Genomic DNA, 24,722 nt, shown 5'->3' on the forward strand with positions numbered 1-24,722 from the left:
TCGTGCTACCGCGTGCTCCCGCACGCGCTCCGGTGCGATCTGCCGGGACCCGTACCGACGGGAGGGCCGCTCAAAGCTCCCCGCTGTACGTGCCCCGGCAACGCAGTTCCGGGAACGTCCCCCAAGACATCCCCAGATGTCAGAAACGCCCCCCAAGACGTCTCTGGCATCGCCAACTTAGACTCACGAACCCCTTCGCTGGTTACGTTCACATCACTGTGATCTGTGTCTCTTGCGTATGTCCTGAAGATACGCAAGAGCCCCGATTCGGGAATCGAGAGCCAAGCGTAAGGAAGATGCGCGAGCCTTGTGAAGAGCTTATGTGAGGCTCCCGTTGGACTCTAGGGGGACTCTTACTCCGTCGTCATGAGAATGTCCTGAGTCGGAGGCTGTTCGTCACCACGAACACGGACGAGAAGGCCATCGCGGCCCCCGCGATCATGGGGTTGAGCAGGCCGGCCGCGGCGAGGGGCAGCGCCGCCACGTTGTACGCGAACGCCCAGACCAGGTTTCCCCGGATCGTGGACAGCGTCCTGCGGGACAGCCGGATCGCGTCCGCCGCCACCCGCAGATCCCCGCGGACCAGCGTCAGGTCGCTCGCCTCGATCGCCGCGTCCGTGCCGGTGCCCATGGCGAGCCCGAGGTCGGCGGTGGCGAGCGCCGCCGCGTCGTTCACCCCGTCGCCGACCATCGCCACGGTCCGTCCCTCGCCCTGCAGCCGGCGGACGACGTCCACCTTGTCCTGCGGCAGCACCTCGGCGATCACGTCTCCCGGGCCGATGCCCACGGCGCGCGCCACCGACTCCGCCACCGCCCGGTTGTCACCGGTCAGCAGGACGGGGGTGAGCCCCAGGGCGCGCAGCTCGCGCACGGCGCTCGCGCTGGTCTCCCTGACCGTGTCGGCGACGGTCAGGACGCCGGACGGCACCCCGTCCCGGACGACGACGACGGCCGTCCGCCCGTCGGCCTCGGCCTCCGCTTTCGCGGCGGCCAGCTCCCGGGGAAGCGGCTCGGGACCGGACCGCCCCACCCGGACCTCGTGGCCCTCCACGCGCCCGCGCACGCCCAGCCCGGGGAGGTTCTCGAACTCCTCCACCGCGGGAAGGGCCCCAGCCCGCTCCTGGGCGCCCGCGGCGACCGCCCGGGCCACCGGATGCTCGGAGGCGTGTTCCAGGGCGCCGGCGAGCCGCAGGAGCTCCTTCTCGTCGCCGCCCGCGACGACGTACACCTCGCGCAGCGTCATCCGCCCGGTCGTCACCGTGCCGGTCTTGTCCAGGACGACGGTGTCGACGCGCCGTGTGGACTCCAGGACCTCGGGCCCCCGGATGAGGATGCCGAGCTGGGCGCCGCGGCCGGTGCCCACCATGAGGGCGGTCGGGGTGGCCAGGCCGAGCGCGCACGGGCAGGCGATGATCAGCACGGCGACGGCCGCGGTGAAGGCGGCGGCGGTGTCGCCGGTGACGCCCAGCCAGACCGCGAAGGTGCCGAGCGCGATCACCAGTACGACCGGGACGAAGACGGCGGAGATCCGGTCGGCGAGGCGCTGCACCTGGGCCTTGCCGTTCTGCGCGTCCTCCACGAGCCGCGCCATCCGCGCGAGCTGGGTGTCGGCTCCGACCCGGGTCGCCTCGACGACGAGCCGGCCCCCGGCGTTCACGGTCGCGCCCGTCACCGCCGAGCCGACCGTGACGTCGACCGGTACCGACTCGCCCGTGAGCATGGAGGCGTCCACCGCGGAGGCGCCCTCGACGACGGTCCCGTCCGTGGCGATCTTCTCGCCGGGCCGTACGACGAACCGGTCGCCGGCCGCGAGCCGCTCGACCGGGACGCGCACCTCGCGGCCGTCCCGCAGCACGGTCACGTCCTTGGCGCCCAGCTCCATCAGCGCCCGCAGCGCCGCCCCCGCCCGCCGCTTGGAACGGGCCTCCAGATAGCGGCCGAGCAGGATGAACGCGACGACCCCGGCGGCCACCTCGAGATAGATCGTCGACGATCCGTCGGTGCGGGCGACGGTGAACGCGAAGCCGTGCCGCATGCCGGGCATCCCCGCGTCGCCGCCGAACAGGGCCCACAGGGACCAGCCGAACGCGGCCAGCGTGCCGACCGAGACGAGCGTGTCCATGGTCGCCGCGCCGTGCCGCGCGTTGGTGAGGGCGGCACGGTGGAACGGCAGGGCGCCCCAGACGACGACGGGTGCGGCCAGCGTCAGCGAGAGCCACTGCCAGTTGTCGAACTGCAGCGCGGGGACCATCGACATCAGGACGACGGGAAGGGCGAGCAGCGCGGAGACGACGAGCCGCTCGCGCAGGGAGGCGAGTTCGGGGTCGCCGTCGGTCGCGGCGGTGGGTTCAGGCGTGCCGGCCGGGGGCGGCGGGGGTGCCTCGGCCGTGTATCCGGTCTTCACGACGGTGGCGATCAGGTCGGCGACCTGTACCCCCGCCGGGTACGAGACCTTCGCCTTCTCCGTCGCGTAGTTGACCGTGGCGGTGACGCCGTCCATGCGGTTGAGCTTCTTCTCGACACGGGCCGCGCAGGAGGCGCAGGTCATCCCGCCGATCGTGAGCTCGACCTCGGCGGCGACGGCAGGGGCTGCCGCGGCGTCCGCGGTCGGGGGCGTCCCCGTTATGGGTGACTCGGGTGCTGCGGTGGTCATGGTCCGGCTCCAGGGAATGAGCCGGGCCGTACGGAGCCAGTATCAGCTGGTCGGTACGGCCCGGTGGGAGAGCTAGGCGGAACGGTGCGCGGTGCGGGGGCGTGACGTGGTGGGCGTGACGCCGGGGCGCGGCGCCCACCGGCGGGAGGCCCGGGCCTCGGCGTAGACCTCGGCTCAGGCCTTGGTGACGAGCTCGAAGCCCGCCTCGTCGACCGCGGCGCGCACGGCCTCCTCGTCCAGCGGCGCGGCGGAGACCACGGTGACCTCGCCCGTCGCGGCCACGGCCTGCACCGAGCTGACACCGGCGATCCCGGCGATCTCACCGGAGACGGAACCCTCGCAGTGCCCGCAGCTCATGCCGCTCACCTGGTAGACGGCCGTGATGGAACCCTGGGTGTCGGTCTGCGTGGTCATGGCGTGCTCCTCGTCGAGGCGTGTGCGGGTCGCGGCGTGCGGTGGCGTGTCGCGGTGTGGTGCCGGTGGGCCTGACGGGACCCTGAGGTTCCAGGGTTCCCTTCGATGTTCACAAGATTATACCCCTAGGGGGTATTTTCCAAGCAGGGTCCGAGGTGGGCGCGAGCCGCCACGGGGGTGGGGTGTGTCTCGGCGGGTGCGGGGGTATCGCGGGGATTTGTCCGAACCTTATGGCAGCGGGCCGCCGTGTCGGGGGTCGGAGGTCGTCAGGGTTCCCCGGTGCGGGCGGCTGGCGGGTGACCGGTGACCGGTGGTGGGACGGAGTGGTGGCCGGTCGGCCGGGTGCTCCGAGAGTGTGCCCGGTCGCGCGGGGGTGCGCGGGATCGCGCCGGGGTCCTGGAGTGGACGGGCGTGCGCCCCCGGTCCCGGGGCGCGCGGGCTCCGGGGGGTCCGGAACCCGGAGCGCGGGCGTGCCGGGTCGCGTCCGGGCCTGCCTGGGCCCAGGTCAGCGCCGGGCGGTGTGGGCGCCGGAGGCGAGCGCGCTGCCGTCGGTCAGTGGTTCGACGTAGCGGAACAGGACGTTCTTCAGCTCCCGGATGTACGCGGCGCGTTCGGCCCCCTCGTGGGCGAGGATCAGTTCGAGCCCCGCCTTGTAGATGCCCAGGCACACCTGTGCCGTGCGGGTGATGTCGTCGGCGGGCGTGTCGGGCAGGAACGCGGAGAGCAGCCCTTCGACCCGGGAGACCAGGGTCAGGTGCAGCGCGTCGTGCTCCTCGGCGATCCGGCCCGGGATGTCGGGGCCGTGCATCAGCGCGAAGAAGACGGGGTGCTCGCAGTTGAAGGCGACGAAGCGGTCGACGGCGGCGCCGACGGCCTCCTCCAGCGTGGTCGCGGGGGTGACCGGGCCGAGCGCCTCGCCGTAGGTCGCCCGCATCTCGTGCATGAGCCGGTCGCCCAGCTCGATCGCGATCGCTTCCTTGTTCGGGAAGAACTGGTACAGCGTGCCCGGCGAGACGCCCGCCTCCCGGGCGATCGCGTTGGTGCTGGCGGCGGTGTAGCCGGTGGTGCAGAAGACCGCGGCCGCGGCCTCCAGCAGCTGGGCGATCCGGCGTTCGCCGCGGGCCTGTCGTCGGCGGGGCCGCTCCTCGTCGGCGGTCCGGTCGCCGGACCTCCGCTCGACGGCGGTCCGCTCCGCGCCGGGCCGCTCGTCGCCGGCGGGCCGCTTCTCGGGCTTGTCGGGCACGAGTTATCCCCAACTCTCCGGACGTGTTTGACAAACGCGAGCGGTCGCTCGCATTCTGGGGAAACGCGAGCGATCTCTCGTGTTTGCCGATTCTATGGCAATGACCGACCCATGCTGCCTGAGCGCACGGACGGACGCGACGCACGGACACGGGGTCACGGTGAAGGGGACACCGCGCGATGACCGAAGTCAACAGCGCAGATCAGGACCGGGGCAGGGGTGCGGGACGGGGGAGGGACGCACGGAGCGGGGACGGCGCGGACGGCGGCCGGCCGACGGGTGAGGCCGTGTCCACGGGCGGCCCCCGGCCAGGTGGCGGCGCGCTGCCGGCGGCCGGTCCGCGGGTGGGGGGCTGGACCCGGTTCGTGACCGCGCGGCCCCGGCTGTCCCTGCTCGTCGCGCTCCTGCTCACCGCCCTCGCGGTGGTCGCCGGCAGCGGTGTCGCCGACCGCCTGGGCAGCGGCGGCTGGCAGGACCCGACCGCCGAGTCGACGTACGCGACGAAGGCGCTGGAGCGGGAGTTCCCCGCCTCCCAGCCCAACCTGCTGCTCCTGGTCCACTCCGGGCGGGCCACGGTCGACGATCCCTCGGTGGCGGCCGAGGCGAAGCGGCTGGCGGCACGGCTCGCCGCCGAGCGGGGCGTCACGGGTGTCGGTTCGTACTGGGCGTCGGGCGCCCCGGCGCTGCGTGCCGAGGACGGTCACGAGGCGCTGATCGCGGCACGGATCACGGGCGACGAGAAGACGGCGAGCGAGACCCTGGACCGTCTGGAGCCCGCCTACCGGGGCACGCACGGCCTGGTGGACATCAAGGTCGGCGGTCCCGTCGCCGTGCAGCACGAGATGCAGACCACCATCCGCGAGGACCTGACCCGGGCCGAGCTCATCGCCCTGCCGGTGACCCTGGTGCTGCTGGTGATGGTCTTCGGCAGCGCGGTCGCGGCACTGCTCCCGCTGGGGGTCGGCATCATCGCGATCCTGGGTACGAACGCCGTGCTGCGCGGCCTCACGGAGTTCACCGACGTCTCGGTCTTCGCGATGAACCTCACCACGGCTCTCGGGCTGGGTCTCGCGATCGACTACGCCCTGTTCATCGTCCGCCGGTTCCGGGAGGAGCTGGCGACGGGGGCCGACCCGGTGACCGCCGTCGGGACCACGCTGCGCACGGCGGGGCGCACGGTTCTCTTCTCCTCGCTCACGGTCGCCGTGTCGCTCGCCGCGATGCTGCTCTTCCCGCAGTACTTCCTGCGCTCGTTCGCCTACGCGGGCATCGCGGTGGTGCTGCTGGCCGCGGCGGCCGCCCTGATCCTGCTCCCGGCGGCCCTGGTGCTGCTCGGCCACCGGGTCAACTCCCTGGATCTGCGGCGCCTGTTCCGGCGCGGCGAGCCGCGTACGTCCGGTGACGGCGCGGCCTGGGGGCGCATGGCCTCCCTCGTCATGCGCCGGGCGCCGCTCTTCGCGGTGGCCACCACGGTCGGGCTGGTCGTCCTCGGACTGCCCTTCCTGGGGGTGAAGTTCGGCACCGCGGACGACCGGCAGCTGCCTTCGGACGCGACCTCCCATGTCGTCCAGCAGCACATCCGGGACGGGTTCCCGGGCAGCCCCGGCGGCGGCCTGGAGGTCCTCGCGGAGGGCCGGGCCACGGCGGCGCAGTACGCGGCCTACAAGAGCCGTGTCACCGCCCTCCCCGAGGCGCTGCGGGTCGACGGACCCCTGGTGAAGGGGGACTCCGCGTACTTCACGGTGCAGCCGAAGGGCGAGGCCGTGGGTGACGGGGCGCAGCGCCTGGTGCGGGAACTGCGCGCGACGGACGCCCCGTTCGGTACGGCGGTGACCGGTACGGCCGCGGTCCTGGTCGACTCCAAGCACGCGATAGCCGACCGGCTCCCCTGGGCGGCGGCGTTCATCGCGGTCGTCACCCTGCTGCTGGTCTTCCTCCTCACGGGCAGCGTCCTGATCCCCGTCCAGGCGGTGCTGCTCAACGCGCTGAGTCTGACGGCGATGTTCGGCGCGGTGGTCTGGGTCTTCCAGGACGGCCACCTCTCCGGCCTGCTCGGCTTCACCAGCCCGGGATCGATCGAGACGACGCTCCCGGTGCTGATGTTCTGCGTCGCCTTCGGACTGTCCATGGATTACGGCGTCTTCCTCCTCTCCCGCGTCAAGGAGGAGTACGACCGCACGGGCGACCACCGGGAGTCGGTCCGTTTCGGCCTCCAGCGCACCGGCGGACTGATCACGGCGGCCGCGGTCATCCTGGCCGTGGTGATGGTCGCCATCGGCACCTCGCGCGTGACCAACACCAAGATGCTCGGGCTCGGCATCGCGCTCGCGGTCCTGATGGACGCCATGGTGGTGCGCAGTCTGCTGGTCCCGGCGGTCATGCGGCTCACCGGGCGCGCGACCTGGTGGGCGCCCGCGCCACTGCGCCGCTTCCACGACCGGTTCGGACTCGACGAGGGCGAGGCACCCGCGTCGGCGGACGTGAGGACGGGAGAACCCGGACTGGGCGGCTCGGGCGGTCCGGGCGGTCCGGGCGGACCGGGCGGACCGGGCGGACCGGGTGAGGAGGAGGCGGACGGCCGGGACCGGGACAAGGCCGGGGTACGCGGCTAGCGTTCACCCCGCAAGGTGATCTTCGGGCGGAGGGCGGGACACATGCGGGCAGTGGTGTTCGAGCGGTACGGGGAGCCGGCCGAGGTCCGTGAGGTGGCGGATCCGGCGCCCGCCGACCACGGAGTGGTGGTGCGGGTCGAGGCCACCGGGCTGTGCCGCAGCGACTGGCACGGCTGGTTGGGGCACGACCCGGACATCACCCTGCCGCATGTGCCGGGCCACGAACTCGCGGGAACCGTCGAGGCGGTGGGCGCGCGCGTCACGGGGTGGCGCGCCGGTGACCGGGTCACCGTCCCGTTCGTCTGCGCCTGCGGGAGCTGCCCCTCCTGTGCGGCGGGCGACCAGCAGGTGTGCGAGCGGCAGACCCAGCCGGGGTTCACGCACTGGGGATCGTTCGCGCAGTACGTGGCGCTGGATCACGCCGAGGTGAACCTGGTGGCGGTGCCGGAGGAGATGTCCTTCTCGACGGCGGCGTCGCTGGGCTGCCGGTTCGCCACGGCGTTCCGCGCGGTGGTCGCGCAGGGCAGGGTGGCCGCGGGGGAGTGGGTCGCGGTGCACGGATGCGGGGGAGTGGGCCTCTCCGCGGTGATGATCGCGGCGGCGGCCGGGGCGCGGGTCGTGGCGGTCGATCTCTCGCCCCGGGCCCTGGAACTGGCCCGTACGTTCGGCGCGGTGGAGACGGTGGACGCCGCGAGAGCCGGGGACACGGCGGAGGCGGTGCGCGAGGTGACCGGTGGCGGCGCCCATCTCTCCCTCGACGCGCTGGGCTCCGCGGTCACCTGCTCGGCCTCGGTGAACGGGCTGCGCCGGCGGGGGCGTCACGTCCAGGTCGGTCTGCTGCCGGAGGCCCCGGCCGTTCCGATGGCCCGCGTCATCGGACTCGAACTGGAGCTGCTGGGCAGCCACGGGATGCAGGCCCACGCCTACCCCCGGATGCTGGAGCTGGTGCGCGCGGGCGTCCTCAGGCCCGACCTCCTGGTCACCTCCACCCTGACGCTGGACCGGGCGCCGGCCGCGCTGGCCGCGATGGGGGAGGCGCCCGGGACCGGTGTCACGGTCATCGAGCCGTGGAGCTGACCGGATCCCCGGCGGGGTGCCCGCGGAGGAGGCGTTCGCCGGGGCGCGGGGCGGCCCGGAGCCGGGACCCCATGGAGAGGTCCGGAGCCGAGACCCCGTGGATGAAGTCCGGGACGCTTCTGTCCCGCCCCTCCGGCGGACACCGGGCGGGACGGGACAGGGCGGGGGCGGAGGGTGAGAACGGGACGGGACGGGACGAGGCGGGACGGGACGGGACGGGGGAGGGGTACGGGGTCCGCGGGGCCCGTGGGCGGGCGGGGTCAGTCGGATCTGCGGCCGCGGTTTCCGGGACGGGAGGCGACCCAGGCGCGGACGGTGTCCGCGTACCAGTAGGGCTTGCCGCTCTCCACATGGTCGGGCGGGGGCAGCAGCCCGTGCTTGCGATACGACCGCACGGTGTCCGGCTGCACCTTGATGTGCGCCGCGATCTCCTTGTACGACCAGAGCTTTCGGTCGGTCATGAAGGGCACCTCCCTGCGCGCGCCGCGGCGGCGGCCGGGGGCGGCCGTCGGGGGAGCCGGGCACTGCGCTGGTGATCACAAAGCCTGTGCCCGGTGAACGACGCAGCGTGAGCGCAGGGCAGTGCTTGTCGACCGGGTGTGACGCAAGACCCGCGTACACGGGACATGTGTGACAGGAAGGTGGCATTCGTGACACAGGTGACGCAATGGGAGGGAGCGTCGGGACGTCCGAGGGCGACGGAAGGTGACGTCCTCGCGCTCCCGCGCCCCGGTGCGGGCGCGGGCGGCGCTCTCCGGGGACCGCGTGTGCGGGCCGGGTCCGGTCAGGCTCCGCAGGACCGCAGGAACGCGCGGGTCCGCTCGGCGATCGGCAGCGGCTTGTCGGGCGGGCACGGGTACATGTCCTGCTCGACGATCGCGAAGAGGTCGACGTCGAGCTTCTGCGCGGCGGCGAGCACCGGTTCCAGTGCCGGCACGCCGGACGGCGGCTCGCACATCACCCCCCGGGCGACGGCGGGCCCGAACGGCACCTCGTTCGCCCGTACCTCGGCCAGGATCGCCGGGTCCACCTGCTTGAGGTGCAGGTAGCCGATCCGCTCCCCGTACGTCTCGATGAGCTTGACGCTGTCGCCGCCGCAGTAGGCGTAGTGGCCGGTGTCGAGACACAGGGACACCAGCGACGAATCGGTCGAGTCGAGGAAACGGGTGACGTTCTCCTCGCTGTCGATGTGCGTGTCGGCGTGCGGGTGGACGACGACCCGCAGTCCGTAGCGTTCGCGCACCTCGTGGGCGAGCCGCTCGGTCTGGGTGGTCAGATCGCGCCACTGCGCGGGGGTGAGGGTGCTGTCCTCCAGCACCTCGCCCGTCTTGTCGTCCCGCCAGAAGGCCGGGATCACGACCAGGTGCTCGGCGCCCATGGCCTGGGTGAGCGCCGCGATGTCCGAGACATGCGCCCAGGTGGCGTCCCACACCTCCGGCCCGCGGTGCAGCCCGGTGAAGACGGTGCCGGCCGACACGGTGAGCCCGCGCCGCGTGGTCTCCTCGCGGAGGACGGCCGGATCGGTCGGAAGATAGCCGTACGGACCCAGTTCGATCCACTCGTACCCGGACCGCGAGACCTCGTCGAGGAAGCGCTGCCAGGGGACCTGCTGCGGGTCGTCGGGGAACCACACGCCCCAGGAGTCCGGAGCCGAACCGATCCGGATGCGGGACAGTGAGGACTGGGGTGATGTCTGCGGTGACAACGACGTCATGGGCGTCAGCTTCCGTCGGCCCCGGGGAGGTGTCAAGGGCTGGTCCGAATGTCTGGACAAACCGTTGACAGGGCGTCCCGCACGGGGCTAGACCTGGGGGAAGCCGAAGCGAAGGGAACTCGATGGCGTACGACCTGATCACGATGGGACGGATCGGTGTGGACCTGTATCCGTTGCAGACGGGGGTCCCGCTGGCGAGGGTGTCGTCCTTCGGGAAGTTCCTGGGCGGCTCGGCGACGAACGTCGCGGTGGCGGCCGCCCGGCTGGGGCGGCACACGGCGGTGATCACCCGGACGGGTGACGATCCCTTCGGCGCGTACCTCCACGAGGCGCTGCGCGACTTCGGCGTCGACGACCGCTGGGTCACCCCGGTCCCCGGACTGCCGACCCCGGTCACGTTCTGCGAGGTCTTCCCGCCGGACGACTTCCCGCTCTACTTCTACCGGCAGCCCAAGGCCCCGGACCTGGAGCTCGACGCGCACGACCTCGACCTCGGAGCCGTCCGCGAGGCGCGCATCTTCTGGATGACGGGCACCGGCCTCAGCGAGGAACCCAGCCGCACGGCGACGCTCGCCGCGCTCGCCCACCGTGACAAGGCCGGCACGACGGTCTTCGACCTCGACTGGCGTCCGATGTTCTGGAAGGACCCGGACTCCGCCCGGCCCTTCTACGCCGAGGCCCTGCGCCACGCCACCGTGGCCGTCGGCAACCTCGACGAGGTGGAGATCGCCACCGGCGAGCGCGAACCGCACGCGGCCGCCCGCGCCCTGCTCGACGCCGGTGTCGAACTCGCCGTGGTCAAGCAGGGCCCCAAGGGTGTCCTGGCCGTCCACCGCGACGGCACGTCCGCCGAGGTCCCGCCCCTCCCGGTGACGGTTCTCAACGGCCTGGGTGCCGGCGACGCCTTCGGCGGTTCCCTCTGCCACGGACTGCTCTCCGGCTGGGACCTGGAGCGGATCATGCGGCACGCGAACGCGGCGGGCGCCATCGTCGCCTCCCGGCTGGAGTGCTCCTCCGCGATGCCGACCCCCGAAGAGGTCGAGGACGCGCTGGCGGCGGGAGCGGTCCGATGAGGGCGGGACGCGTCGGACACGAGGGCGGCGATCCCTCGGCACACGGCCGACCGGGCGGCCACGACGGCCGCCGCCCCGGTTCCCCCGGCATCGACGTGAGCGCGCTGGTCCGGTTGCGGGCCCGTCACCCGGAGGCCGTCGCCGAGGCCGCCGCGCGCCGCCCGCGCCGGCCCCTCCTCGACGACACCGGCCGGCTGATGATCGTCGCCGCGGACCACCCGGCCCGCGGGGCGCTCGCCGTCGGCGACCGCAAGCTCGCCATGGCGAACCGCGCCGACCTGCTGGAACGGCTCTGCCTCGCCCTCTCCCGCCCCGGCGTCGACGGCGTGCTCGCCACCGCGGACATCCTCGACGACCTGCTGCTGCTCGGCGCCCTCGACCACAAGGTGGTCCTCGGTTCGATGAACCGCGGCGGCCTGGCGGGTGCCTCGTTCGAGCTGGACGACCGCTTCACCGGCCACCGTCCGCGGGACATCGAACGGCTCGGCTTCGACGCGGGCAAGCTGCTGCTGCGCATCGACTACGACGACCCGGGCTCGCTGCGCACCCTGGAGTCCACCGCCCGCGCGATAGACGAGATGGCGGAACGCCGGCTCCCGGTCTTCGTCGAACCGTTCCTCTCCCGTCGCCGTGCGGACGGCGGACTCGTCAACGATCTGAGCTCCGACGCCGTGATCAAGTCCATCGCCATCGCCAGTGGCCTGGGCGGCAGCTCGGCGTACACCTGGCTGAAGGTCCCCGTCACCGAGAACCCGGACGACATGGCCCGGGTCATGGAGACCTCCACCCTGCCCGCCGTGCTGCTCGGCGGCGACGTCGGCGAGGACCAGGAGGGCGCGTACGAGAAGTGGCGCGGCGCCCTCCAGCTCCCCACCGTGCAGGGCCTGGTCGTCGGGCGCTCGCTGCTCTACCCGGCCGACGGCGATGTGACCGCCGCGGTGGACACCGCCGTAGGACTGTTGTGAGGACCCGATGACGAGCAACGACCAGTACGTCCCCAGGGGCGCCGCCGCCACCGGACCGTACGCCGTCGACATCGGCCCCGAGCGGGCCGGCTGGACGCACAGCAGCCTGCGCGTGGTGGAGCTGGAGCCGGGCGGCACGCACAGCTTCACCACAGGTGACAGCGAGTGGATCGTGCTTCCGCTCAGCGGCGCCTGTACGGTGCGCACAGAGGACGCAGAGTTCCAAATCCTGGGCCGGGAAAGCGTGTTCGCAGGGGTAACCGACTTCGCGTACGTACCCCGGGACGCCCGGGCACAGATCGCCTCCGGCGCGGGAGGCCGCTTCGCCCTGGCAGGAGCGAAGTGCGAGCGCCGACTCCCCGCCCGCTACGGCCCCGCGCCGGAGGTTCCCGTCGAAGACCGCGGCAGCGGCGGTTGCGCCCGTCAGGTGCGCAACTTCGCCTCTGCCGACGCCTTCGACTGCGACAAGCTCATCGCCGTCGAGGTCGTCACCCCCGGCGGCCACTGGTCCTCGTACCCGCCGCACAAGCACGACGAGCACCGGCCGGGCGTGGAGAGCGAGCTCGAGGAGATCTACTACTTCGAGATCGACGGCCCGAACGGATTCGGCTATCAGCGCGTATTCCCTTCGCGTGAGGGCGGAACGGACGTCCTCGCCGAGGTCCGCACCGGCGATGCCGTGCTCGTCCCCGACGGGTGGCACGGTCCGTCCATCGCCCAGCCCGGCCACACGATGTACTACCTGAACGTGATGGCCGGACCGGGCGAGGAGCGGGAGTGGCGGATCTGCTTCCACCCGGGACACGCAGAAAGCACAGAGGGCTACCGATGACCGATCCGATGACGAGGGAGTCAGAGGCGCCGACGACGACCAGGCTGACGGTCGCGCAGGCGCTGGTGCGGTTCCTGGCCGCGCAGTACACGGAGCGGGACGGCGAGCGGCAGCGGCTGATCGGCGCCACCTGGGGCATCTTCGGCCACGGCAACGTCGCCGGGATCGGCCAGGCGCTCGTCGAGTACCCGGACGAGATGCCGTACCTCCAGGGCCGCAACGAGCAGTCCATGGTCCACGCGGCGGTCGGCTACGCACGGCAGAGCAACCGGCTGTCGGCGCACGCCGTGACCACGTCCATCGGTCCCGGCGCGACCAATCTCGTCACGGGCGCCGCGCTCGCGACGATCAACCACCTTCCGGTGCTCCTCCTGCCGGGTGACACCTTCGCGACCCGCCCCGCGGACCCGGTGCTCCAGCAGCTCGAACTCCCGTACGCGGGCGATGTGTCGGTCAACGACTGTCTGCGTCCGGTGTCGCGGTACTTCGACCGGGTGACCCGTCCCGAGGCGCTCATCCCGGCCGCGCTGCAGGCCATGCGGGTGCTCAGCGACCCGGTCGAGACCGGTGCCGTCACCCTCGCGCTGCCGCAGGACGTGCAGGCGGAGGCGTACGACTGGCCGGTGGAGTTCTTCGCGGAACGGACCTGGACCGTGCGCCGCCCCGCCGCCGACACGGCCGAGCTGGCCGCCGCCGTCACGGCGGTCCGCGCGGCCCGCCGCCCGCTCATCGTCGCGGGCGGCGGGGTGCACCACAGCCGCGCCGAGGAGGCGCTCGCGGAACTCGCCGCGGCCACCGGCATCCCGGTCGCCTCCACCCAGGCGGGCAAGGGGTCGCTGCGCTGGGACCACCCGCAGGACGTGGGCGGCATCGGCCACACCGGCACCGCGACCGCCGACGAACTCGCCCGCACCGCCGACCTGGTGATCGGCGTCGGCACCCGCTACACCGACTTCACCACCGCCTCCGGCACCCTCTTCACCGGCCCGGGCGTCCGCTTCCTGAACCTCAACATCGCGCCCTACGACGGCCACAAGCTCTCCGGGATACCGCTGGTCGCCGACGCGCGGGCCGGGATCGAGGCCCTCACCGAGGCGCTGCTGCTGCATGAGCACCGCGCCGAACCCGGGTACGTCACCGAGTACACGGACGACAAGGAGCGCTGGGAGTACCGCGTCGACGCCGCGTTCGAGGCGGAGGACATCGACCTGCGGCCGACCCAGCCGCAGGTCCTCGGCCTCCTCGACGAGCTGGTCACCGACGACGACATCCTGATCAACGCGGCCGGCTCGCTCCCCGGTGACCTGCACAAACTGTGGCGGGCACGGTCGCGGGACCAGTACCACGTCGAGTACGGCTACTCGTGCATGGGCTACGAGATCCCCGCCGCGATCGGCGTCCGGCTGGCCGCGCCCGAGCGCCCCGTGTGGGCACTGGTCGGCGACGGCACGTACCTGATGATGCCGACCGAGATCGTCACCGCCGTGCAGGAGGGCGTCGCGATCAAGGTCCTCGTCCTGCAGAACCACGGCTACGCCTCGATCGGCGGCCTCTCGGAGTCCGTGGGCGCCGAGCGGTACGGCACCGCCTACCGCTACCGCTCCGAGGACGGTACGTACACGGGGGCCCCGCTGCCCGTCGATCTCGCCGCCAACGCGGCCAGTCTCGGCATGCGGGTGCTGCGCGCGAAGACCGTCCGTGACCTGCGCTCGGCGCTGGCCGAGGCGCGCGCCGCGGACACTCCCACTTGTGTCTACGTCGAGACCAGAACGGCAGACACAGTGTCGGGCGCGCCCCCGGCCCAGGCCTGGTGGGATGTACCTGTGGCCGAGACCGCGACCCGAGCGTCGGCGGTCAAGGCGCGTGAGGAGTACGACCGGCACGTCGCCGCCCGACGCCGCCATCTGTGAAGGAGTTCTTGGCCATGACGAAGACCGTCGACCACTGGATCGGTGGCAAGCCCGTCGCCAACGCCGCGGGCGAGTCGGGTACGTACGGGCCGGTCACCGACCCGGCGACCGGCGCCGTGACCACGCGGGTCGCGTTCGCGACGGTGGACGAGGTGGACGCCGCGGTCGCCGCGGCGAAGGAGGCCTACGCGACCTGGGGCCAGTCCTCGCTGGCGAAGCGGACCACGATCCTCTTCAAGTTCCGGGCGCTGCTGGACGCCAACCGGGACGCGATCGCCGAGCTGATCACCGCGGAGCACGGCAAGGTGCACTCGGACGCGCTCGGTGAGGTCGCGCGCGGCCTGGAGATCGTCGACCTGGCGTGCGGGATCACCACGCAGCTGAAGGGCGAGCTGTCGACGGAGGTGGCGTCGCGGGTCGACGTGGCCTCGATCCGGCAGCCGCTGGGCGTCGTCGCGGGCATCACGCCGTTCAACTTCCCGGCCATGGTGCCGATGTGGATGTTCCCCATCGCCATCGCGTGCGGCAACACCTTCGTGCTGAAGCCGTCCGAGAAGGACCCGTCGGCCGCGATGAAGCTCGCCGAGCTGCTGGCCGAGGCCGGTCTGCCCGACGGTGTCTTCAACGTGGTGCACGGTGACAAGGTGGCCGTGGACCGGCTCCTGGAGCACCCGGACGTCGCCGCCGTGTCCTTCGTCGGCTCGACGCCGATCGCCCGCTACATCCACACCACGGCCGCCGCGCACCACAAGCGCGTCCAGGCCCTGGGCGGCGCGAAGAACCACATGCTGGTCCTGCCGGACGCCGACCTGGACGCGGCCGCCGACGCCGCGGTCTCGGCCGCGTACGGCTCGGCCGGTGAGCGCTGCATGGCGATCTCCGCGGTCGTCGCGGTCGGCGCGGTCGGCGACGAGCTGGTGGCGAAGATCCGTGAGCGCGCCGAGAAGATCAAGATCGGCCCCGGTCACGACCCTGCCTCGGAGATGGGCCCGCTGATCACGGCGGCCCACCGCGACAAGGTCGCGTCGTACGTCCACGGCGCGGCGGCGCAGGGCTCGGAGGTCGTCCTCGACGGCACCGGCTACACCGTCGAGGGGTACGAGGACGGCCACTGGATCGGCCTCTCGCTGCTCGACAAGGTGCCGACGACCGCGGAGGCGTACCGGGACGAGATCTTCGGTCCTGTGCTGTGCGTGCTGCGCGTGGAGACGTACGAGGAGGGGGTCGCCCTCATCAACGCCTCGCCGTTCGGCAACGGCACCGCGATCTTCACCCGGGACGGCGGGGCGGCCCGCCGCTTCCAGCTGGAGATCGAGGCGGGCATGGTCGGCGTGAACGTGCCGATCCCGGTGCCCGTCGGCTATCACTCCTTCGGTGGCTGGAAGGACTCCCTCTTCGGGGACCACCACATCTACGGCAACGACGGCACGCACTTCTACACCCGCGGCAAGGTCGTCACGACCCGCTGGCCGGACCCGTCGGAGACGCCGTCCGGCGTCGACCTGGGCTTCCCGCGCAACCACTGACCCCGCACGGCCACCGGTGCCCCGCTCCTCCCCCGGGAGAGCGGGGCACCGTGCCGCCCGGCCCACCGTCGCCCCGGCTAGCGCCGCGCGGCGGCCTTCTTCATCAGCTCGGTGACGTCACCGGTCTGCGCGGCAGGCGGGGCCTTCACATCGGCCGTGGCGCCGAACTTCTCGAAGTCCATGGTGACCGTCATGGTGCCGATCACCTCCTTGAGGCGGACCGGCAGATCCCCGGCGCCGACCCAGACGTCCATGGTGATCGAGTCGGTGCCGCCGGTCACCGAGCCGAAGAGGGTGTCGTCCCCGGACGCCAGGGCCTCCTTGGCCCTGCCCAGGTGGTCCTTGTCGATCACGGCGCGATAGTGGGTCGCGCGCTTCCCGTCGACCGTCTGCCGGCCGAGATCCCGGACGTCGCTCGCGTACTTGAGTCCCCGCATGGTGGCCGCGGGGCTGCCGGCGTTCGAGGTCCCGGTCAGCGCCTGGGCGCCCTTGTCACCGAACACGGCCGATGCGTCGACCTTCATCCACTCCTTGCCCTTGAGCGGGCCCGAGGGCTGCGGGTCGGTGTCGTAGTAGTAGGCGCCGTCGACCAGGAGCGTGCGGATCGACGGGGAGCGCGTCAACGTCTCCATCTTCGCGGCCTTGGTGTCCATCTCGACGTCGTACGCGTAGCCGTCGCCCCAGGAGTAGGTGCCCTCCATGGCGATCGGGGCGCCGCCCTTCAGCTCGGTGCTCATTCTGACCTCGGCCGAGCCCAGGGAGTCCGTCCGGTCCGTCGCCCGGCCCAGCGCCGCCATGATCGCGCCGGCGCGGCCGACCGCCTCGCCCGCCCTCGTCGTCTGCGCGCCGCATCCGGCCGTCCCGGCCAGCGCCACCGCGGCCACCCCGGCCCAGACCGCGCCTCGCGTGTACCTCATGGTCCCCACCCCTGTTCGTGCTTCGGCTGTGATCAAGGACTTTAGGGGCGGGGTCCGACAGAGCCGCGCCGCGGAGGTCCCGGAGTCCGGACCAATCCTGGTCAATTTCGGAGGCTCGACTGCGGTTCTCGCCATGCGGTGATGAAACGGGTACCGCAGGCCACTTGCTGATGTTGCCTTTGAAAACAAGGTCACACTCTGCTGAGTGTTGATGATTGGCATGCAAAGGCTTCGAAACCTGGGAAAGCGATGTGGTGGGATACGCTCCGCTACTGCGGATTCCGCAGGTAAACGGCCATTGACGCAACGGTTTCCGTCAAGGTTCCATCAACGCGGGAGCGGACGACGAGATGTACGACGCGAGCCACCGGAGGCGATAGCGCTCCCACCCGAACAACTGACGCACGAGTCGATCGGAACCGCTCCATGACCGACACGCTCCGCCCTGTCGAGACCGCTGCCCCGGACACCGCCTCCACGGCCTCCGACAGCCCCCAGAAGCTCAAGCGCTCCATCGGCATCGTCGGAGGCACCCTGCTCACACTCTCGTGCGTGACACCCGCCTCCACGCTCTTCGTGGTCGTGCCCGACCTGTTCTCCTCCCTCGGCACCGCGACCGCGCTCACCATCGCGATCGGCTCGCTGCTCTGTATCGCCGTGGCGTTCTGCTACTCGGAGCTGGGCACCCTCATCCCCAGCGCGGGCGGCGAGTACGCCATGGTCTCCACGCTGGCCGGCCGCCTCGCGGGCTGGCTGGTCTTCGTGCTGTCCCTGCTCGTCGTCATGATCGTGCCGCCGGTGATCGCGATGGGCACCGCGGACTACCTGGCGCCGATCGTGCACCTCGACCCCTCGCTCGCCGGCGCGGGCGTGATGCTCCTGGCCACCCTCGCGGGCCTGCTCGACCTGCGGGCCAACGCCTGGATCACCGGAATCTTCCTGGTCCTGGAGGTCATAGCGGCGGGCGTGGTGGCCGTCCTCGGCTTCGCGCACAGCCGGCGGGGCGCCGGCAGCCTGGTCTCGATGCAGGTCGCGGGCTCCGGCGGCCACACGGACACCGTGACGGCCATGCTGGTGGTCTCCGGACTCGCCATCGCCCTCTTCATCACCCAGGGCTTCTCCACCGCGGTCTACCTCTCCGAGGAACTGGAGAACCCGCGCCGCAACGTCGCCCGTACGGTCCTCGCCACCCTCGCCATCTCGTCCGTGATCATCCTGGTCCCGGTCGTCGCGATCACCATGGGCGCCCCGGACCTCTCGGCGCTCACCGGCGGCGACATCAGCACCATGGTCACCGCCTGGTCCAACTCCGCCGTCGGCACCTTCGTCAGCCTCTGCGTCGCCCTCGCGATCATCAACGCGGGCATCGTCATGGTCATCCAGAACTCCCGGGTGCTGTTCGCGTCGGCCCGTGACAAGGCCTGGCCCGGACCGGTCAACAAGGGTCTCTCCCGGCTCGGCCGCTTCGGCTCCCCGTGGGTCGCCACCCTCCTCGTGGGCGTCCCCGGCGCCGCCCTCTGCTTCGTCAACCTGGACACCCTGTACGGCGTCACGGGCGTGTCCGTGACGGCCATGTACCTGCTCGTCGCGGTCGCCGCGCTGCTCGCCCGGCGCGGTGGCCACGCCCACACCCCCGCCTGGCGCATGCCCCTGTGGCCCGCGGTGCCGATCCTGCTGATCGCCGTCCTCGCCTACATCCTGAGCCGGCAGGAGACGGTCTACCTCCTGTGGACCGGGGGCATCACGGCCGTAGCCACCCTCTACTGGGCCTTCTACCTGCGACCGCGCCGGGAGACCCGCTGGCTGGTGTCGATCCCCGAGGACGCGCGGGCCTGACCCTCAACCGAAGTCCCACGCCACCACCGTGCACGTCCCGTCGTCCTCGCCTCCCGCACTGCGGTACACGGCGAGGGCGACGTCGTTCCCGGTGTCCACACCGACCCACATCCCGTGGCAACCGCGTTCGCGGGCGAGCGCGGCGAGCGTCAGCACCAGCGCCCGGCCGGTGCCACGGCGCCGGAACGGGCCGTCGACCGCCGGCTCGTAGAGGAACATCTCGGTGCCCTTGTCGGGGTGGACGGTCTCGACACCACTGACGAAACCGACCGGACCGCCGTCCTCGTGGGCCAGGAACAGATGATGGCCCGGCGAGTCCAGGAAACGCCGGGCCCACTCGGGACGGACGGCGTGGTCGAAGAGGTGCTCGGCCGCCACGAGTTCGGCGACGGAGGTGGCGCGGCGAATCTCCATGGGCCGTTTCGTACCACGGGTGCGGTACGCCGGAGCCCACGTCTACTCCCGCAGGAGGGGCGAGGGTTCCGACCGGCGGCTGCATCGGTTGTCGGTGGCGGCCCGTACCGTTGACGCATGGATCTTCGACTGCGCCGACTGCGCGGGCCCGCACCGGGCGGGCGGCGCCGGTGGACGACCGCGGCGGTCGCCGCCGTCGCCGTGCTCGCGGGCGCCGGCACGTGGACGGCCGCGGCCTCGGACGACGGACCGGCCGTCCACCGCGCCGACCGCGTCATGGCCATGCGCGACGGGGTGCGCATCGACACCTCGTACTTCACCGCGGGCTCCGGCCGCCGCCCCGCCGTGCTGATCGGGCACGGCTTCGGCGGCAGCAAGGACGACGTCCGGCAGGAGGCCGAGAAGCTCGCCCGCGACGGCTACGCGGTGCTCACCTGGTCGGCGCGCGGCTTCGGCCGATCCGGGGGCAGGATCGGACTGAACGACCCGGACGCCGAGGTCGCCGACGTCTCGAAGCTCATCGACTGGCTCGCCGCGCGCCCCGAGGTCCGGCTCGACAAGGCCGGCGACCCGCGCGTCGGCGTCACCGGCGCCTCGTACGGCGGAGCGGTCTCGCTGCTGGCCGCCGCCCACGACCCGCGCGTCGACGCGATCGCCCCGTCGATCACGTACTGGAACCTCGCGGACGCCCTCTTCCCGAACGGCGTCTTCAAGAGGCTCTGGGCCGGCATCTTCGTCAACTCCGGCGGCGGCTGCGCCCACTTCGAACCCGAGCTGTGCGCGATGTACGACCGGGTCGCGGAGGCCGGCAGGCCGGACGCCGCGGCCCGTGCCCTGCTGGAGGCCCGCTCCCCGTCCGCCGTCGCCGACCGCATCAAGGTGCCCACGCTGATCACGCAGGGGCAGACCGACTCCCTCTTCCCGCTCGGCCAGGCCGACGCCATGGCCAGGGCGATCCGGGCCAACGGCGCGCCCGTGGACGTCGACTGGATCGCGGGCGGCCACGACGGCGGGGACCTGGAGAGCGACCGGGTCGAGGCCCGCGTCGGCTCCTGGTTCGACCGCTATCTGAAGGACGACAAGAGCGCCGACACCGGTCCCGCGTTCCGCGTCACCCGCACCGGAGGCATCGACTCCACCGACGGCGCCGTGCAGCTCAAGGGCGCGAGCGCGGACGCGTACCCCGGACTGCGGAGCACCGAGCACGCGGTCCCGCTCGGCGCCGGCCGGGAGCGGCGCTTCCAGAACCCGGCGGGCGCGAGCCCACCCGCGATCTCCGCGCTGCCCGGACTCGGCGGCACCGGCGGTCTCTCCCAGCTCTCCTCCCTCGGCGTCGGCGTCTCGCTCGACTTCCCCGGCCAGTACGCGCGCTTCGACTCCGCGCCCCTCGGGACCGGCCTGCGTGTCACGGGATCGCCGACCGTGAAGGTCCACGTCACGTCGAGCACCGACGACGCCGTCCTCTTCGGAAAGGTGTACGACGTCGGCCCGGGCGGCGCCCAGCCGGTGCTGCCGTCGCAGCTGGTGGCGCCCCTGCGGGTGACGGGGGCCAAGGCGGGCAAGGACGTCACGGTCGTCCTGCCCGCGATCGACCACGAGGTCCAGAAGGGCCACCGGCTGCGCCTGGTCCTCGCCTCGACCGACCTCGGCTACGCGTCACCCGCCGCCCCTGCCACGTACACGGTCTCCCTCAGGAGTGACCTGCACGTGCCGACGGCACCCGGTGTGCGGACCGCCGCGGCACCCCTGCCCTCGTGGGTGTGGTGGCTGCCCCTGGCCGGCGCGCTGGTCGCCGTCGCGCTGCTGCTGACCGGCCGCCGCCGGATGACACCGGGAGTGCCCGACCCGGCCCTCGCCGACGTCCCGCTCCAGATCACCGGCCTCAGCAAGCGGTACGCGCGGTCGTCCGACCGGTACGCGGTCCGCGACCTGGCGTTCCGCGTCGAAAGAGGCCAGGTCCTGGGCCTCCTGGGGCCGAACGGCGCGGGCAAGACGACGACCCTGCGCATGCTCATGGGCCTGATCAAGCCCGACGGCGGGGAGATCCGTGTCTTCGGGCACGAGATCCGGCCGGGCGCGCCGGTCCTCTCACGGGTCGGTGCCTTCGTGGAGGGCGCCGGCTTCCTGCCGCACCTCTCGGGCCGGGAGAACCTGGAACTGTACTGGCGGGCGACGGGCCGCCCGGCCGAGGACGCGCATCTGGCCGAGGCACTGGAGATCGCGGGCCTGGGCGACGCGCTGGCCCGCGCGGTCCGTACCTACTCCCAGGGCATGCGCCAGCGCCTCGCCATCGCCCAGGCCATGCTCGGCCTGCCGGACCTCCTGATCCTGGACGAACCCACCAACGGCCTCGACCCGCCCCAGATCCGCGAGATGCGCGAGGTCATGATCCGCTACGCCGCGGCGGGCCGCACCGTCATCGTCTCCAGCCATCTGCTGGCCGAGGTCGAGCAGTCCTGCACCCACCTGGTGGTGATGGACCGCGGACGGCTGGTGCAGGCCGGCCCGGTGAGCGAGATCGTCGGCTCGGGCGACACCCTCCTCGTCGGCACGGCCGCCCCCGTGGACGCCCCGGTCGTCGAGAAGATCGGCGCGCTGCCGGGCGTGGCCTCGGCGGTCGCCGCCGAGGGCGGGCTGCTGGTCCGCCTCGACGCGGACGGCAGCGCGCAGAGCCTGGTGGTGGAACTCGTACGGCTCGAAGTGCCGGTGGCCTCGGTGGGCCCGCACCGACGCCTGGAAGACGCCTTCCTCACCCTGATCGGAGGTGCCGCATGAGCACGCTCGCCGAGCGGGCCGAGACCGCGGACGGCTACCGTCCACGGCACACCCTGCCCCTGCGCGTCGAACTGCTGCGCCAGCTCAAGCGCCGCCGCACCCTCGTCATGGGGGCGATCCTCGCGGTGCTGCCCTTCGTGCTCCTCGTCGCGTTCACGATCGGCGGCCGGCCCGGCTCGCGCAACGGGCAGGTCACGCTGATGGACACCGCGACGGCGTCGGGCGCGAACTTCGCCGCGGTGAACCTGTTCGTGTCCGCCGGTTTCCTGCTGGTCATCCCGGTCGCGCTGTTCTGCGGGGACACCATCGCCTCCGAGGCGAGCTGGTCCTCACTGCGCTATCTGCTGGCGGCCCCGGTGCCGCGGACCAGGCTCCTGTGGTCCAAACTCACCGTCGCGCTGGGCCTCAGCCTCGCCGCGATGGTGCTGCTCCCGGTCGTCGCGCTGGCGGTGGGCACCGCGGCCTACGGCTGGGGCCCATTGGAGATCCCCACCGGCGGCGCGCTCTCCACGGGCACCGCGACGCAGCGGCTCCTGGTGGTGATCGCGTACGTCTTCGTCTCCCAACTGGTCACGGCGGGCCTCGCGTTCTGGCTGTCGACCAAGACGGACGCGCCCCTCGGCGCGGTCGGCGGCGCGGTCGGCCTGACCATCGTGGGCAACGTCCTGGACGCCGTCACCGCCCTCGGCCACTGGCGCGACTTCCTGCCCGCGCACTGGCAGTTCGCATGGGCCGACGCCGTCCAGCCGCAACTGGAGTGGGCGGGCATGATCAAGGGCACGGCGATCTCGGTAACGTACGCGCTGGTGCTGTTCGCCCTGGCCTTCCGGGGTTTCCGGCGCAAGGACATCGTGTCGTAGATCTCCGGAGCGTCACCTACCGGTCTCGACGGCCGCCCTTCGTGGCCGCTTCGAGATCCATCCGCAACGCCCCGTGGCGCACGACGCGCCCCCCTCGGACGTCACAGTCACAGACACCGGCCCACCACAGGGGCCGACGGGTGACTCACCGAGGGGGCACGGATGAGGAACGGCCATATACGGCGACCATGGCGGACGACGAGCACCGGACGGGCGCCGCGCCCGCGCGGCACCCGCGTCCTGCTCGGCCTCGCCCTCGCGGGCGGTCTGCTGCTGACCGGCTGCAGCGGGAGCGACGGCGGCCACAGCTCGGCGGACGGCGCGTACGGCTCGGCGGGCGGCGCGCACGGCTCCGGCGGATACGCGGGCCCGCTGCCCGCCCCGGACCGGACCCCGGGCACCGGACAGGGCGGAGCGGACGGCGAACAGACGGACGACGCACGGCGGGAGATCGCGCCGTCCCCGGACCACCTCTCCACCTTCGCCCTCGACGTCGACACCGCCTCGTACGGCTACGCCCGCCGCTCGCTCGCCGACGGGCGGCTGCCGGACCCGGCCACCGTCCGCCCCGAGGAGTTCGTCAACAGCTTCCGCCAGGACTACCGGCGCCCCGACGGCAACGGCTTCTCCGTCACCGTGGACGGCGCCCGCACCCGGGACGAGGACTGGTCGCTGGTCCGCGTCGGCCTCGCCACCCGCACGGCCGCGCCGGACGGCGAACGCCCGCCCGCCGCCCTCACCTTCGTCATCGACGTCTCCGGCTCCATGGGCGAACCCGGCCGCCTCGACCTCGCCAAGGACTCGCTGGGCGTGATGACCGACCGGCTGCGCGACGACGACTCGGTCGCCCTGGTCACCTTCAGCGACGAGGCCGAGACCGTGCTGCCGATGACGCGCCTCGGTCACCACCGCGACCGAGTCCACGCGGCGGTCGACCGGCTCGCACCGACGGAGTCGACCAACCTCGGCGCGGGGGTGCGCGCCGGGTACGACACGGCCGTCGAGGGCCTGCGCCGGGGCGCCACCAACCGTGTCGTCCTGATCTCGGACGCCCTCGCCAACACCGGGGAGACCGACGCGGACACCATCCTGGAACGCATCTCCGGCGCCCGCCGCGAGCACGGCATCACCCTCTTCGGCGTCGGCGTGGGCAGCGAGTACGGCGACGCCCTCATGGAGCGCCTCGCCGACCGGGGCGACGGCCACACGACGTACGTGTCGAAAGACGAGGACGCCCGCAAGGTCTTCTGCGAGCAGCTCCCCGAGAACATCGACCTCACGGCCCGCGACGCCAAGGCGCAGGTCGCCTTCGACCCGGGGACCGTACGGCAGTTCCGGCTGATCGGGTACGACGACCGGCAGGTGGCCGACCAGGACTTCCGCGACGACCGGGTGGACGGCGGCGAGATCGGTCCCGGCCACACGGTCACCGCGCTCTACGCCGTCCGCACCCGGCCCGGCGCCTTCGGCCACCTCGCCACCGCGAGCGTGCGCTGGCTCGACCCCCGCACCCGCGCCCCGCACGAGGAGTCGGGCGCCCTGGAGACCGGCTCCCTCCACGACGATCTGTGGACCTCCGCCCCCCGCCTCCAGGTCGACGCGGTGGCCGCGTACTTCGCCGACGCCCTGCGCACGGGTGACGACCGAGGGAGCGCGCTGCCGGGCGCTCTCCCGCTCTCCGCACTCGCGGGACGGGCCCGTACGGTCGCGTCCGCCACGGAGGACGGAGCGGTCCGTGACCTCGCCGACTCGGTCGAACGGGCGAGCCGGCTGACGGGCTGAGGACGGAGGCGGACGGAGGCGGGGCCCACGGCCCGACGTGGGGAGCGGGCGGCCGGGACCCGCGGCCCCCACGGGCCCCGACCGCCCGCGTCCCGGCCATTGAACTTCCGTTACGAGTC

General features: G+C 72.6%; 18 protein-coding genes. 11 read left to right on the forward strand and 7 right to left on the reverse strand.

The features are described 5' to 3' along the window. Positions 1-364: 364 nt before the first annotated feature. The 3 genes from OG776_RS26625 to OG776_RS26635 all read right to left on the reverse strand — a co-directional run bounded on the left by OG776_RS26625 (position 365) and on the right by OG776_RS26635 (position 4,310). A complete protein-coding gene (locus tag OG776_RS26625; protein WP_148008496.1) occupies positions 365-2,653 on the reverse strand; it encodes a heavy metal translocating P-type ATPase in 2,289 nt (762 codons plus the stop codon). Positions 2,654-2,827: 174 nt separating this feature from the next. After that, a complete protein-coding gene (locus tag OG776_RS26630; protein WP_148008495.1) occupies positions 2,828-3,067 on the reverse strand; it encodes a heavy-metal-associated domain-containing protein in 240 nt (79 codons plus the stop codon). Positions 3,068-3,572: 505 nt separating this feature from the next. Continuing rightward, complete coding sequence (locus OG776_RS26635) at positions 3,573-4,310, reverse strand: TetR/AcrR family transcriptional regulator (RefSeq protein WP_148008494.1); 738 nt, start codon at positions 4,308-4,310, stop codon at positions 3,573-3,575. Positions 4,311-4,675: 365 nt separating this feature from the next. On the opposite strand from OG776_RS26635, the gene OG776_RS26640 reads away from it, so the two are divergent. Together OG776_RS26640 and OG776_RS26645 are read left to right on the forward strand one after the other, a co-directional pair. Then, positions 4,676-6,922, forward strand: coding sequence for an MMPL family transporter (locus OG776_RS26640; protein WP_261994592.1), 2,247 nt, complete (start codon positions 4,676-4,678; stop codon positions 6,920-6,922). A 42-nt stretch (positions 6,923-6,964) separates the two neighbouring features. Next, positions 6,965-7,999 carry a zinc-dependent alcohol dehydrogenase family protein gene (locus OG776_RS26645; protein ID WP_148009822.1) on the forward strand — a complete coding sequence of 345 codons (1,035 nt, stop codon included), beginning with the start codon at positions 6,965-6,967 and terminating at the stop codon, positions 7,997-7,999. Between the two features lie 260 nt (positions 8,000-8,259). Here the strand turns inward: OG776_RS26645 and OG776_RS26650 are convergent, their stop codons facing one another. Next, positions 8,260-8,460, reverse strand: coding sequence for a helix-turn-helix transcriptional regulator (locus OG776_RS26650; RefSeq protein ID WP_148009823.1), 201 nt, complete (start codon positions 8,458-8,460; stop codon positions 8,260-8,262). 323 nt (positions 8,461-8,783) lie between these two features. Next, on the reverse strand, positions 8,784-9,713 hold the full coding sequence (locus OG776_RS26655; protein ID WP_148009824.1) for a sugar phosphate isomerase/epimerase family protein: 930 nt from the start codon (positions 9,711-9,713) through the stop codon (positions 8,784-8,786). 122 nt (positions 9,714-9,835) lie between these two features. Here OG776_RS26655 and iolC point away from each other — a divergent pair, with 122 nt between their 5' ends. The 5 genes from iolC to mmsA all read left to right on the forward strand — a co-directional run bounded on the left by iolC (position 9,836) and on the right by mmsA (position 16,019). Beyond that, the gene (iolC, locus tag OG776_RS26660; protein WP_148009825.1) at positions 9,836-10,786 is read left to right on the forward strand and encodes a 5-dehydro-2-deoxygluconokinase; all 951 of its coding nucleotides are present in this window, start codon (positions 9,836-9,838) and stop codon (positions 10,784-10,786) included. 95 nt (positions 10,787-10,881) lie between these two features. Further along, the gene (locus OG776_RS26665; RefSeq protein ID WP_148009839.1) at positions 10,882-11,751 is read left to right on the forward strand and encodes a Cgl0159 family (beta/alpha)8-fold protein; all 870 of its coding nucleotides are present in this window, start codon (positions 10,882-10,884) and stop codon (positions 11,749-11,751) included. A 7-nt stretch (positions 11,752-11,758) separates the two neighbouring features. Further along, the gene (gene iolB, locus OG776_RS26670) at positions 11,759-12,583 is read left to right on the forward strand and encodes a 5-deoxy-glucuronate isomerase (protein ID WP_148009826.1); all 825 of its coding nucleotides are present in this window, start codon (positions 11,759-11,761) and stop codon (positions 12,581-12,583) included. A gap of 8 nt (positions 12,584-12,591) precedes the next feature. After that, positions 12,592-14,493, forward strand: a complete 1,902-nt coding sequence (gene iolD / locus OG776_RS26675) for a 3D-(3,5/4)-trihydroxycyclohexane-1,2-dione acylhydrolase (decyclizing) (protein ID WP_148009827.1) — start codon at positions 12,592-12,594, stop codon at positions 14,491-14,493. Between the two features lie 14 nt (positions 14,494-14,507). Beyond that, the gene (mmsA, locus tag OG776_RS26680) at positions 14,508-16,019 is read left to right on the forward strand and encodes a CoA-acylating methylmalonate-semialdehyde dehydrogenase (RefSeq protein WP_148009828.1); all 1,512 of its coding nucleotides are present in this window, start codon (positions 14,508-14,510) and stop codon (positions 16,017-16,019) included. A 77-nt stretch (positions 16,020-16,096) separates the two neighbouring features. Here the strand turns inward: mmsA and OG776_RS26685 are convergent, their stop codons facing one another. Continuing rightward, complete coding sequence (locus OG776_RS26685; RefSeq protein ID WP_148009829.1) at positions 16,097-16,936, reverse strand: hypothetical protein; 840 nt, start codon at positions 16,934-16,936, stop codon at positions 16,097-16,099. A 426-nt stretch (positions 16,937-17,362) separates the two neighbouring features. Between OG776_RS26685 and OG776_RS26690 the strand changes: the two genes are divergently transcribed. Further along, the gene (locus OG776_RS26690; protein ID WP_148009830.1) at positions 17,363-18,772 is read left to right on the forward strand and encodes an APC family permease; all 1,410 of its coding nucleotides are present in this window, start codon (positions 17,363-17,365) and stop codon (positions 18,770-18,772) included. Positions 18,773-18,775: 3 nt separating this feature from the next. Here OG776_RS26690 and OG776_RS26695 read toward each other — a convergent pair whose 3' ends face one another. Continuing rightward, positions 18,776-19,186 carry a GNAT family N-acetyltransferase gene (locus OG776_RS26695; protein ID WP_148009831.1) on the reverse strand — a complete coding sequence of 137 codons (411 nt, stop codon included), beginning with the start codon at positions 19,184-19,186 and terminating at the stop codon, positions 18,776-18,778. 117 nt (positions 19,187-19,303) lie between these two features. Here OG776_RS26695 and OG776_RS26700 point away from each other — a divergent pair, with 117 nt between their 5' ends. The 3 genes from OG776_RS26700 to OG776_RS26710 all read left to right on the forward strand — a co-directional run bounded on the left by OG776_RS26700 (position 19,304) and on the right by OG776_RS26710 (position 24,603). Then, entirely contained in the window at positions 19,304-21,961 is a 2,658-nt protein-coding gene (locus OG776_RS26700) for a CocE/NonD family hydrolase (protein ID WP_148009832.1), read from the forward strand. Next, entirely contained in the window at positions 21,958-22,821 is an 864-nt protein-coding gene (locus OG776_RS26705; protein ID WP_148009833.1) for an ABC transporter permease, read from the forward strand. The genes OG776_RS26700 and OG776_RS26705 overlap by 4 nt, the downstream gene beginning before the upstream one ends. 162 nt (positions 22,822-22,983) lie before the next feature. Beyond that, positions 22,984-24,603 (forward strand): vWA domain-containing protein, encoded by a 1,620-nt coding sequence (locus OG776_RS26710; RefSeq protein ID WP_329322650.1) that lies wholly within the window; start codon positions 22,984-22,986, stop codon positions 24,601-24,603. Positions 24,604-24,722 lie beyond the last annotated feature (119 nt).

This window comes from Streptomyces sp. NBC_01689 (genome assembly GCF_036250675.1).
In the GTDB taxonomy this organism is placed as follows: domain Bacteria; phylum Actinomycetota; class Actinomycetes; order Streptomycetales; family Streptomycetaceae; genus Streptomyces.